The organism is Agaribacter flavus, assembly GCF_042646125.1.
GTDB lineage: Bacteria > Pseudomonadota > Gammaproteobacteria > Enterobacterales > Alteromonadaceae > Glaciecola > Glaciecola flavus.
Genome location: NZ_JBHRSW010000029.1, coordinates 58,959 through 71,280 on the forward strand (window position 1 = coordinate 58,959; position 12,322 = coordinate 71,280).

Below are 12,322 nucleotides of genomic sequence, written 5' to 3' on the forward strand. Positions count from 1 at the left end.
AATAATCTACTTTTCTCTCTGACTTCATAAGTAAAAACGCGCCAGATATAAAAACTTGGATGCTTTAGAGAGACCGTACAGCATAGATTTATCTGTCGCTCTCAACCAAAATCATATCGATGACTGGAAAACTCAAAAAATTGAGTACGATCAGTCTAGAAACCGAGAGCAGGGATTTAAGCTTTGGTTGTTGGTTGCCGCCCTGCTCCATATACTGTTATTAATACTTGCCACAACTCTTTTTTATTCTTCACCATACTCATCTTCAATGTCGACAACCCAAAGTGAAAATATTGAATTAAAATCGTATATTTATTCTCCGCCCAAATCTCCGTCCATACCCATTGCTCCCAAAACGTTACCAAGGCCTAAACCAGATACACTGAGTCAGAGTAATTCAGATAATAATAAGTCTGCGGTAGCACAACACACGAGCAAGGCCTTTGCTGGTAACGTTCTGGTGAATAGAAACCCAATACTAAAAGGCAAAAAGCCTGCAACATCCACTCAATCGGCGGTATCAATAAACCCACTATCGTCAAAGAATGGTGTATATATTGGTGATATTGTTAAGCAGCAACTTGAGGGTATTACAAACTACTCAAAGCTAATGCGCGAAGATTTGCAAACATATAAACAGGATGCATTGATTGAAATGACCGAGGGGGCTGTTTTTTCGCAAGATTATTTGGACTTGAAAGAGTCGAGAACTGCATCGGTGGATTGTGGTGAAAATTCGAAGAAGGTATTAGCGACTATCTCTGGCCTTATGGGAGGTAGTATTCGATGTCGGCAATTCAATAATGTTGATCAATTTATCCAAAATAGACTTAACAACCGTACGAAAGAGAAAAGCAATAACACTGAGGAAAATCAATGAAAGTAGCATTCTTAGGCTTAGGAGCAATGGGATTTCCGATGGCTGGACATCTTCAGACAGCGGGTTATGACTTAACCGTCTATAACAGAACGTACAAAAAAGCTGAAGAATGGCAAGCAAAGTATCAGGGAAAAGTAGAGTCAACACCTGCCCTAGCAGCAAATGGCGCTGATGTTGTTCTGATGTGCGTGGGCAATGATGACGATGTGCGCTCTGTCGTGTTCGGTGAGCATGGCGTACTTTCAACAATGGCATCAGGAAGTATTCTGGTAGACCATACTACAACTTCTGCTGAACTTGCTCGAGAACTGGACGAAAGCCTCCATGCTAAATCAATTGGATTTATTGATGCTCCAGTCTCTGGAGGGCAAGCTGGAGCCGAAAATGGCAAGTTAACCGTGATGCTAGGTGGAACTGAGGAGCATTACGCGCAAATATCATCGATATTGGATTGTTATGCGCAAAAACATCAGCTAATGGGAAGTGTTGGTTGTGGTCAGTTAACTAAGATGGTCAATCAAATTTGTATAGCTGGGATTGTTCAAGGTCTTTCTGAGGCGCTGCATTTTGCTGAAAATGCGAAATTAGATACAGACAAGGTGGTCGACGTGATTTCTAAAGGCGCAGCACAATCATGGCAATTGGAGAATAGGTCAAGCACAATGCTAAAAAATCAGTTTGACTTTGGCTTTGCCGTAGACTGGATGCGAAAGGATTTAGGAATTGTATTGGATGAGGCGAACAGAAACAAAAGTCGACTGCCATTAACTGCACTTGTCGACCAGTTTTACGCGCAAGTGCAAGCCAATGGTGGTGGTCGTTTTGATACCTCTAGTTTAATAACTCTGCTGAACACAAATAAGTTAAGCGTCGACAAATAAGTAAAGGGAAATCTTTGATCAAATATGGTGTAGCTCCATGATCGTCTCGTCAAATTCGTCTTGTTCAACGATCTTGAAGTTAAATCTCTCAAAGAATTTCCTCATAATATCATGTCCTTCTACGTAACAAATTGAGACACTGTTGAAGCTTTTTAGCTGTTTAATTTCTTTAAGGACAAGTTCAACTGCCTTTGTACCGTAGCCCTTGCCTTGCTCTTTACGATCTATGATGAGTTGGTCAATGAATATTTCCTTTGGTTTGCCCTCGGCAAGATTTGGGTAGTATTGAATGTAACCTACTGGCGTATTTCCGAGATAAATGCCTCTATTCACATAGTGAACATAAAATTTAGACGCGGCTATGGCCTCTGCAGGGAGTGCGACATAGTTTTCTTGCTCTTTGGTAATCTCTAGGTCAATCATATCGAGCCAGTTGTCTTTCGTTATTTCTCGTAAATTAATATCCATCTGTGTCCCCTAATCAAAGCTAAGGCAGAGGTTGGGGGGCAAATTCAAATTTCAAGCCCAAGTATCAAAGTAGTGCAGAGTTTTGACACTTAAGTATATCTATGTCATTTGGGGTAGAGGGGGTTGATATCATCTAAACCAGCCAATTGTATGCCTGTAAGTGATTCAATGAGATGCTTGTAGAAAACATGGGATAAATCACCTAGCATAGACTTGACTTTTTTACTTGAGCAGCGAGGGCAAGAGGGCGTCCTTCAAGATCATTAAAAAAAGCCATCCATTCTTCCGTGCCGTCATTATGAACATGCACCTTGTGAGGTGCCGCAATACAATCGACACCTTTATTTGCCAATTGGTCATATGCAGAAAAGATATCACTCACACTAAAATAGATAATAGACTCAGTTTCAGTCTGTGTGCCTTTTTGGACTAACATTAGCCGAGTACCGTCACATTGAAAAAATGCCATCTTGTCGAAACAGAATAATAGAGGAAGCTCCAAAACAATTTCATACCAGTTTTTTGATACTTCGATATTTTCGACACTACGGCTTATTTGAGCCATACCATTGATCGCCAATAGTGCTTGCTTATCGGTCATCGCTTCTCTCTTTCCTTTGGCTTGAGTTGTGTAGTTGCGCAAGCTTTTTTTATTTGGGAGCCCCGTTTTTGCAAGAATGTTTTTTAAATGATATTTGATGGCGTTAATACTTACTTTTAAGCTATCAGCAATGGCGCTATTGGATAAGCCGTGGCGGCAGGCGTCGAGGACTCGCCATTCTGCTGGGGTGAGGATATCATCGTGCGGTGGTCTGCCTTGTTTATTTTTCATGCCTCAAATAGTCTATTTTTTACGCACCTACACTAAATGGGAGCGGGATCTTGAGAACTAGAGCATAGCAGTCGTATTGGATATTTTCCCTACCCCATAAATTGATCTGTCGCCAGAAATTCAAGCTAGTCGTGCGCCATTGTGTACTGCCAAATCGGGGGTGGCGAGTACCACTTTGCCATCTTGTCTGTGAAAGCCAGTCACCAGACATTCTGACATATAGGGACCTATTTGCTTGGGGGGGAAGTTTATCACCGCCACAACTTGCTTCCCCAAGAGCGAAGCTTTATCGTACAAATCGCATATCTGAGCACTCGATTTTTTTGTACCTATTTGTTCTCCAAAATCGACGACCAGTTTGTAAGCTGGCTTTCTCGCCTCGGGAAAGTCCTCCACTTTAAGTATTGTCCCCACTCTTAGTTCTATTTTTTGAAAGTCACTCCATTCGATTTCGCTCATATTTTTCCACTGTTTTCATTTGTTTTATACACCATACGTCATGTTGACTCGATGGGTAAATATATATCAGTAATCATTTCGTTTTCGGGTACATCAGGAAAAAAGCTGATCCTCTCAAAAAAGACCGGAAAATCGCGCAGCTTGTAATCAGATGACGTAAGCCATTGATAATATAAGTATGTTAAAGGCAAGCCTATGGAGTCATCGCTTCCGATATGTCGGATCAGCGCGCATTTTCCTCGCGGAATCGTATTATTCATCACGCCATGTTGATTTGAGGGTACGTCGTGTTTGATTGAACAGCAAATATCAAATCTGTAGTCCTCTGGCGCAACTGTGTTTGGGTCATCGTATACTAAGTTAAAGGTTCTACTTTTGCTTGGTGGCAGGTTGTTTTCTTTTCGCCATTGAATAAAGCTTTGTATGGTTTTGCCCAATAATTTTGGTGAGCCAAGATGAGGCAAAACAGCCAGTTTTACTTCTGCAAAATCTACCACTTTTACCTGAAACGCATGCTTATCTTTCACTATTTTGTCTCTCAATTTTAATACGGGTGAATATTTGGTTTGCCAAGCTGTCCAGTCTGGAGATTGCCTAAATTCAGACGGAGACATGTTGAAGTAACGCCTAAAGGTTCGAGTAAAAGCTTCATGACTGTCATAAGCACTCATTATTGCGATGTTGACGATCTTTTCCTCAGTTCGGTAGGCCAATTGAAATGCGGCTCTTTTCAATCTGAGTAACCTGACTAGTGAGATCAAGGGCATACCAAAATATGCGCTACATTGACGATGAAAGTGATACTTTGATAAACCGAAATGCTTACATAGCGCTTCGACATTTAAGTTTTCATCTATATTATCTTCTATGTATTTCAGTACGTCTCTGTACAAAGTTTGATAAGCTGGCATGTAGTTAATCTCCGTTGGAGAGACAATGATAAGCGCTACAGCAAACACTTTTCTTGACTAAAATTGCTTACCCAGAGTTAACGTAAAATAGCAGGTTCAAGAGACTACAGAACAAAATTGGGTATCAAAAAACCTTTATTCAACCCAAGGGTTGATTACATCAACTGCCCATCTAATGATCATGAATCAGGCTTAAACGATTACCTTGAGAATCCGTAAAGTGTCCAACCCCTATACGAATTAAATCAACCAGCCACCAAATACCAAGACCACCCATGGTGAGTATCATTAAGAATCCCGTCCCTACTTTACCGTAGTAAAACCTGTGAATACCTATAAAACCAAGGAAAAAGCATAGTACGAAGGCGACTACTCCCTCGGAATTTCTTCGAGTGTTAGTATGTGGCGGCGTGTTAAAATGTTGTTTGGAGTGGCAATGAGGGCAAACTAAATCTACATCTGATATTTGTTGCCCACAGTAACGGCAAAAAACGTTAATACTCATTTATCATCCTTAATCTAAATTTTATTGGTTTACCTAAGGGCTGCAGGAAAAGCTAAAATGCCATAGCCCGCGTAAATTTTATAAAGGCTATGTCTGGTTTAAGTGTTGATAGTCACAAAGCAAAGCCAAAAAGGCATGGATGCCTTTTGGGAGTGCCATGGATGAGCCTACGACGACTTTGTTTTGTGACTATCAACACTTAAACCAGACAAAGCCTTTATAATTATCAATACTTTGCCTTGGCTACATTGCTTTTGCAATCATTTACTATTTTCGGTGGTTTTGGAAATATGACCGCAATTGCCTACATCGCTTCTCAGATTGAGAATTCGGTCGCAAAGTTCAAGTGCTAGCGTGAACAGTATTGTTGAATAAAAGCTTGGTGAGAAGGGAGCTTTTCGACAGTTTGTTGAATTTTATATCGGTAGTTTGACAAAAACGCAGCCAATTCTGGCGCGCTCATCGCGTGTACGATGGGGTGATATTGCTTGGGCATGATACCTTGTCCAAACATCACTTGTGTCCATGAATCTACTCTAAAAATTTCTCCATCGATTTGCATCGCTTGGGCATGTTGTTTAAACAGTGCAATTCTGTGTGCCAAGGTTTCAGGGATCGACATTTGTTTGCAGTACAACCAAAACTGACCGTCGTCTCGGTCTGTGAGGTGGTAGTGCAAAATAATAAAATCGCGTAATTGTTCAATTTCTAGTTTTGTTTGCTTGTTGTATTGCTCCCGTGCACTCTGCATATCAGTACTTTGGGGAAACATACGAATGAAACGAATAATACCACTCATGATTAAATGGATACTGGTTGACTCGAGTGGTTCGATAAAACCACTGGATAGGCCTAGTGCCACACAATTCTTATTCCATGCCTGTAAGCGGCGGCCGGTTGTAAACTTTAGCTGCCGAGGGGCGGTAATGGCACTACCATTTATACTATCTAACAAGCGCTTTTCGGCCTCTGATTCTGACAAGTAGCGGCTGCAGTAGACTAGGCCATTTCCTTCCCTGTGTTGCAAAGGAATCTGCCAACGCCAGCCAGCGTCGTGTGCAATTGAGCGCGTATAAGGTAGTGGCGAATCTACACACTCACTTTGCACAACGCAAGCACTGTCGCAAGGTAGCCAATGTGACCAATCTTCGTAGCCAGTATGCAGTGCTTGTTCAATAAGCAAGCCCTTAAAACCGGTGCAGTCGATGAACATGTCGCCCTCAATTTGCTCGCCAGAACTCAATTCAAGGGATAGAATATCACCAGTGTGCTTGTGTTTATGTACTTTCGCTATGTTGCCTTCAATGCGTTTAATACCTGCACGCTCACTGTATTCACGCAAAAATTTAGCGTAGGCTGTTGCATCTAAGTGAAACGCATAATTGAGGTTTAACTGCTCTGTTTTAACAAATTTTCCGGCTTTAGCCGCTTGTAATTCAAGACAATATTCAGAAAAATCAGCGTGGTGGCCTTCTTGCAAACCCCTTAGCCAAAAATGATGGAAGTCGGCAAAAAAACTCTCTTGCCCCGTTTTGCCAAAAGAGTGGATATAGCGAGAATCGCTGCGACCCCAGCCTTCAAACTCGATTCCCAGTTTGAAGGTGGCTGATGTTGCGCGCATAAATGTTGGTTCGTCTATGCCGAGCAACTGGTTAAACACCCGAATAGGAGGAATAGTTGCCTCACCCACCGCGATAGTGCCTATTTGTTCAGATTCAATTAGGACGACTTCCATGACTTTTCCAAGTTGTTTGGCAATGGCGGCGGCTGCCATCCAACCTGCTGTGCCACCTCCGGCTATCACAATTTTTTGGATCGTATTCGGTTCCATTTTTGCCTCGTTTACCGGTTCAACTTGTTCAATATATTGGCTTTTAATTGCCTAGCGCGAATGTCATTTGGTGGGGCGAGCACACCCCATGTGTGTTCGGGTAAATGTTCTCTAGATAAATCTGGATCCGCAAAAACATAGTAATCAAATATGTGTTTCCATGCCGCTTTTTCGAGTTCAGGTTGGTCGCGTAGGCTTAATAGCGCATGCATAAGTACCGTGCTGGCTTTACCCATCATTGGATGGGACGGTGTCCACCAATAATTGACCAAGGTGTTAAACCGATCAAAGCTTTCTACTTGGTGCCACCACATCGTCGGTAAAAACAGAGCATCACCAGGACTTAAATCGGCAATGCACGCATGTTCAAGGGCTTGCTTGAATTTTGGGAACTTGACATAGTCTGGATTGCTAAAATCTACCATACTGACTACTTGCCCACCGGGTGTGGGATGAAAAGGGCCGGGGTACAAATTCTCAATTTGAGCGGGGGGAAACAAGGTAAACCTTCGATGACCAATGGCACAGCATGCAATATTTGACAGTTCATCATAGTGGCATGATACAAGCGTTTTATTGCCAATCCATATGCTGGCGCGGGGGACTACACCTCCTAATGCACGGGGATCAAAGCAGATATCATTGTCATTGAGCAGTGTTGGAAAGTGTTGTTTGATGTCGTTAGACGCGATGTAAAAACTCGGCGGTTGAGGAGCATTGAGGTGTTCAATAATACTGTCTAAAAATTCGTCTAATTGGGTTTTTTTTATTGAAAAATTACATGCGCTAAGTGTGTCATTGTAGAAATAACGCCCTTCAATTTCCGGTGAACCATAATATGCGCCAGCGGGTTTACCATTGTAATGGGACTTTAAATACTTGACTGCCATTTGTGGGCTGTTGAGCCCTTTCTGCACTAAAGGCCAGTTTTTCACTAAGCCTTTCAATACAATGGGTACCTCGGAGTCGAAAATATCTTGCGGGATACTGTTTATATCCACATTTTCAACAACCTCAACGAGAGGCAATGAACTAGAGGGAAAGGGACTGCTTTTCGACATGAGATTTATGACGCTTCATCTGCTGGCTGAGATATTTGGTTTTGCCAGTTCACCAGTTTTTGTACATTGCTCATTGACGCTCGAATCAAATATGCACATTGTAGAAAACCAGCGCGATGCAATTGATGAAGAGTGTCGGCTGACAAAGCTTGGAGTTTTGCTTCGCTAATAGTGTAATTGCCATGCAAACGGTGCTTTTCATTGTCGTATAAATTTAGCTCTAGCTCTACCGCTTCGAATAAGTCTAAAGACGTAAATGCTTCTATCATTTTTTCACCTAGCTCCATGCCGTCCATCATGTGGGTAAAAATATGACTAATGTGCTCAAGGTAGGGGCTGTTGCCTCCGTGCTGTAAAAATACAGCATGCCCTTTTTCTCGATTGACTCGTGGGTGGTCGAGGTCGATGTGGATCACCGGTGTTTTTTCTGCGCCACCTTCTGCCGACTGATCTTGAAAGCCAATTGCAAAGGGTCCTCTTGATACTGCAGCCGGAATATAATTGGCACGCCATTGCCCATCTTGAATAAATAAATTCTGATCATTCAACAAACCAAGCATAGCAACCGCTTGATACGCTTTGGTGTCGGGATGTTGCCTAAAAAAAATCGGGTATTCTTTTTGTACATCACCAAACTCGGTGGGAAAGGTGACGACGGCGCCAACGTTGTCTCCGTAATCGCCGGCATAGTCAGTCAATATTTTTATATCGTGGTGAGTTACGTTGTTAAGTAATTGGTGGTTTGGCATAGATGACTTCTTATAGGTAGCAGACTCTGATTGCTTAAACTAGCGCTCCAAACCAATTGTCTACATATGGTAAATGGAACCTTAACTTATTTAACCACAATCATTTACAAATGCTAAGGGGGCTTACTCCCAATTTGCGTATTAAAGTGCAGTGAGTCGAGGAGATATCCTCGTGTCGCGTGTTTTTCACTACAAATAAAAAACTCAGCCGCTTGGGATAAGCGACTGAGTAAGTGACGGCGCGAATAAAAATTAAAACACGTATCGCGCAGACAGTTGATAGCGCGCGCCAAGGTCAATCACATTCCACACTTGTCTAACAGAGCGGCTATGTGTGCGCTGATCTTCATCTGTAATGTTTATCCCTTCTAAGGAAACGGTTGTATTGTCATTGATGTTATAGCTGACACTGAAGTCCCACTGCGAATAATCTTCTGTGTACCGCGGTACGCGTCCGGCTTGTGTTAAGAAGGTATCCCGCCAGTTGTAGGCCAAACGAGCTTGAATACCATGCTTTTCATACATGGCCACTAGGTTTGCACTGTCACTTAGTCCTGTTAACGCGAATTGAGAAATGTCGGGTGCGGCAGAGTTGTCATATTTAACATCGCCATTTACCAAAGTGTAGTTAGCAGACAAGCCAAAGCCCGTGTCACCAAAGAAGTGTAAAACAGCAAATTCTGCACCATACAAGTTTGCATCACGGTTATTGATAGGGCGTGAAGTTAAAAACTGAAATTGCGGATCACTGTCATTGGGGGTAATGTCGTAGGCCGTCGCAATGATTTCAGAGAAGGCTAGCTGTCCCCCAGCATCGGCTACACCCGTCAGATAATCGGCGGCACCGTTAGGGAAATCCTGAGGGTTATCCAAAATGGCCGTCATAACAAATAGCGAGGTTTCTTCTACGGTGACACCAATCGAATTGAGGGCGTCCCATGCGGCTTGTGCGCGAGGGCCTGCCGTTGCATCGCGTAAATCAAATTGAGGTAATTCGACCTGTTCGTTACCAATGAAGTTACTGACTCGCTTGTCAAAGTAACCCACCGATACATAGCTTGCTTCACCAAAGTAATATTCAAATGATAAATCAAAGTTGTTTGACAGCAAGGGCACTAAGCTTGGGTTTGAGGCTGAAGCACGAGGTGTTGAGCCGATTAAGGTCGGGGCGTCAGTACCAATACCTGAAACAGAGGCGCGCAATTGGTCGTAATTCGCACGGGCGATAGTTTGGCCAAATGACATACGTGCCTTAATTTTATCGGTTAATGCTACATCGATATCAAGGCTCGGAAGCAAATGGTTGTAATTGTGCTCTTCGATCACTTCATTTGTTTCTTCGCTGTTCACTACAGTAAAATCATTGTTGTCTGTCCACAGAATACGCAGAGGGATGGCTTGGATAGACGTTGATTTTACATCGGTACTTTCATAGCGCACACCGGCAAGCACATTGGTCGGCATACCGCCTACTTCTGTTTCTACCGAATATTGAATGTATGCGGAATAAGTATCTTCCTCAACGGTGTGATCATGATCTCTTACGCCTGTTGTTTCGAACTCAGTTTCGAATGGGTACCCATAATCGGCTAGACCCCAGCGCATGATGTCGACGGCGTTCCCTCTAAAGGCTGTGATACCGGTGTTGCTTGTATCGTAATCGTCAAATTGCCCTAAAATATCAAACTCTTCAATCAAACCATCGGGCAATTCTCCTGGGTTAGCAATCCCCCAGTCACCCTGTTTTAAGGTATTGTTCGACTGTAATTGACGCATTTCCATTGAACGGGTTTCGATACCAAAATCAAATTGACCGTCTTCTAAGAAATAGCTTCCTTCTAGTCTAGTTTGATTGATATCTGTGGTTTGAGACGATGATCTCACTCGCGCATAGTTTGTACCTACGTCGGTGGTGTCCCAAACGCCATTACATGGAGGTAAGTTTTGCTTATCCGTCGTTCTTGATTTCACACAGTCATCAGTAGTGACGCGCACAATCGGGAATTCACCGGTAAAGTTGTAACTCTGTGATAAGCCCACAGGTGAAGCCAAGCCTGCTTGCAATTGGCCTATATTACTGCCGCCTAAATCATCTGGCAGGCTGTCCATACTGGAGTCATGAATATCAAAATTGAGGACTAAATTATCGCTTACGTTGTACTCCAGATTTAACCCAAGAGACTTCAACTCGTTTGCTTGCGCGGTATATATTTGCGTAGCGGTATTGTCTTTTGTGCCGCCTGGATTTTCGGTGATAAGAACGCCAGTTGCCACAGGTTGGTCGGTATCAAAAGTGATCGTATCGTGACTACGTGTGAGCCAAAATCCCGCTTGCGCCTCTTGCTGGAGGAGTTCATTTTTGGCGTAGGTATAGTCCATTGTTGCGACAAAATCGTCAGTCGGCGCGTACTGCAAAGTTAGTTGCGCGTTGGTGCGGTCGCGTTCAAAATCCGAATGATAAAAGCGCAAGTCGTTGGGTAGACCAAAAAGTTGCCCTTCGGCTGGTGGGTTAACAATGCGGCTGGTTGTGTAGGCGGCGTTTTGCTCGCCATTAGGGCCATCGGCTATGCCAAAACCATCGTATTGAAAGGTATCGCTATCTGCATTATATGTGGGTGACCAAGTCTGGAAACGCCATCCACTTACGCCTGCTCTCGATGAGCCACTATGGCGGGTTTGGTGACTTAAGGTTAAGCCTACTCCCCACGTTGAATCGTCATTCGCGTAACTAAAAATACCCGATAACTCCGGTGTAAAGTCATCACCGCTTACGACAGTGGTGTCATGGACGATCTTCGCCCCCACACTGGCTTGGAAGCCTTCTGTATTGAGTGGGCGAGCCGTTTTTATGTTGATTGTTGCGCCGATTCCACCCGTTGCGATATTGGCCTTACCTGTTTTATAGACTTCAACAGCGCGTACGCTTTCGGATGCTAAGTTACCGAAATCAAAGGCTCGCGAAGTACCGCCACCACTACCATATGCCGATGCAGCCGGCATCATTCTGCCGTTTAAGGTCACCATGTTTTTATCTGCGCCAAAACCCCGTACGGTGACGTTTTGGCCTTCACCGTTGTTTCGATTAATTGAAACACCCGTAATACGCTGAAGTGATTCGGCTAGGTTTGTGTCTGGAAATTTACCAATGTCTTCCGCTGAAATGGCATCAACGACACCCTTGGCGTCTCGTTTAATGCTGACTGATTCTTGTAAACTACCTCGGATGCCGCGAACTTGAATCACTTCAGCCTCATCACTATCTTGAGCCAAAACAGGCGCAACTGCAGTTGTACCGACTACCAATGCGATACTTCTAGCGAGTATTGACGGTTTAAAGCGAAAAGATGGTTTCATTGATATATCCCTTTAGTTGTTGTTTTAAGTGTGTAAACAAACACACACTCATTTATGAAAGCGTTTACAAAGTAAAGTACATGAAACGATAATGTCAATGAAATGTTAATCAGCAAAAAGAAGTAAAGTTGTTAAGCTATGCTTTGTATTGTTTAGTGAAAAAAATAAATAATCTATATATTTCAATAATATATAGTTTATTTAGTCAGCGTAATCACGATATCTAATGAAATTTAATATTTTGCTTATTAAATTTCATTTGGCTATGTTCCCTTTAGGTGTTGATGCGCACAGGACTAAGCCTAAGAGGCATGGGGGCCTTTTTGCAGGTCGGCGACGACTTAGTGTTGTGTATATCAACACTTAAAGGGAGCTTAGCCTTTGATTAAAC

Annotated in this window: 11 protein-coding genes; 2 read left to right on the forward strand and 9 right to left on the reverse strand. The window is 43.0% G+C overall.

Translation table 11 applies throughout. The features are described 5' to 3' along the window. Nucleotides 1-55: 55 nt before the first annotated feature. A complete protein-coding gene (locus ACFOHL_RS13300) occupies nucleotides 56-880 on the forward strand; it encodes a hypothetical protein (protein WP_376920723.1) in 825 nt (274 codons plus the stop codon). After that, nucleotides 877-1,761, forward strand: a complete 885-nt coding sequence (locus ACFOHL_RS13305) for an NAD(P)-dependent oxidoreductase (RefSeq protein ID WP_376920724.1) — start codon at nucleotides 877-879, stop codon at nucleotides 1,759-1,761. The genes ACFOHL_RS13300 and ACFOHL_RS13305 overlap by 4 nt, the downstream gene beginning before the upstream one ends. Before the next feature lie 18 nt (nucleotides 1,762-1,779). On the opposite strand, the gene ACFOHL_RS13310 is transcribed toward ACFOHL_RS13305, so the two are convergent. The 9 genes from ACFOHL_RS13310 to ACFOHL_RS13350 form a co-directional block, all read right to left on the reverse strand. Then, nucleotides 1,780-2,229, reverse strand: a complete 450-nt coding sequence (locus ACFOHL_RS13310) for a GNAT family N-acetyltransferase (RefSeq protein WP_376920725.1) — start codon at nucleotides 2,227-2,229, stop codon at nucleotides 1,780-1,782. Nucleotides 2,230-2,431: 202 nt separating this feature from the next. Then, a complete protein-coding gene (locus ACFOHL_RS13315; RefSeq protein WP_376920726.1) occupies nucleotides 2,432-3,061 on the reverse strand; it encodes a LuxR C-terminal-related transcriptional regulator in 630 nt (209 codons plus the stop codon). A gap of 120 nt (nucleotides 3,062-3,181) precedes the next feature. Continuing rightward, nucleotides 3,182-3,520: a tRNA-binding protein gene (locus ACFOHL_RS13320; RefSeq protein ID WP_376920727.1), complete on the reverse strand. Its 339-nt coding sequence runs from the start codon at nucleotides 3,518-3,520 to the stop codon at nucleotides 3,182-3,184. Between the two features lie 38 nt (nucleotides 3,521-3,558). Then, nucleotides 3,559-4,431: an AraC family transcriptional regulator gene (locus ACFOHL_RS13325; protein ID WP_376920728.1), complete on the reverse strand. Its 873-nt coding sequence runs from the start codon at nucleotides 4,429-4,431 to the stop codon at nucleotides 3,559-3,561. A gap of 172 nt (nucleotides 4,432-4,603) precedes the next feature. Beyond that, nucleotides 4,604-4,936 carry a TM2 domain-containing protein gene (locus tag ACFOHL_RS13330; RefSeq protein ID WP_376920729.1) on the reverse strand — a complete coding sequence of 111 codons (333 nt, stop codon included), beginning with the start codon at nucleotides 4,934-4,936 and terminating at the stop codon, nucleotides 4,604-4,606. 349 nt (nucleotides 4,937-5,285) lie between these two features. Further along, nucleotides 5,286-6,767 (reverse strand): tryptophan halogenase family protein, encoded by a 1,482-nt coding sequence (locus ACFOHL_RS13335; RefSeq protein WP_376920730.1) that lies wholly within the window; start codon nucleotides 6,765-6,767, stop codon nucleotides 5,286-5,288. 11 nt (nucleotides 6,768-6,778) lie between these two features. After that, on the reverse strand, nucleotides 6,779-7,828 hold the full coding sequence (locus ACFOHL_RS13340; RefSeq protein WP_376920731.1) for a cupin-like domain-containing protein: 1,050 nt from the start codon (nucleotides 7,826-7,828) through the stop codon (nucleotides 6,779-6,781). A 5-nt stretch (nucleotides 7,829-7,833) separates the two neighbouring features. Continuing rightward, entirely contained in the window at nucleotides 7,834-8,577 is a 744-nt protein-coding gene (locus ACFOHL_RS13345) for a SapC family protein (protein WP_376920732.1), read from the reverse strand. 252 nt (nucleotides 8,578-8,829) lie between these two features. Then, nucleotides 8,830-11,931, reverse strand: coding sequence for a TonB-dependent receptor (locus tag ACFOHL_RS13350; RefSeq protein WP_376920733.1), 3,102 nt, complete (start codon nucleotides 11,929-11,931; stop codon nucleotides 8,830-8,832). Nucleotides 11,932-12,322: the final 391 nt, after the last annotated feature.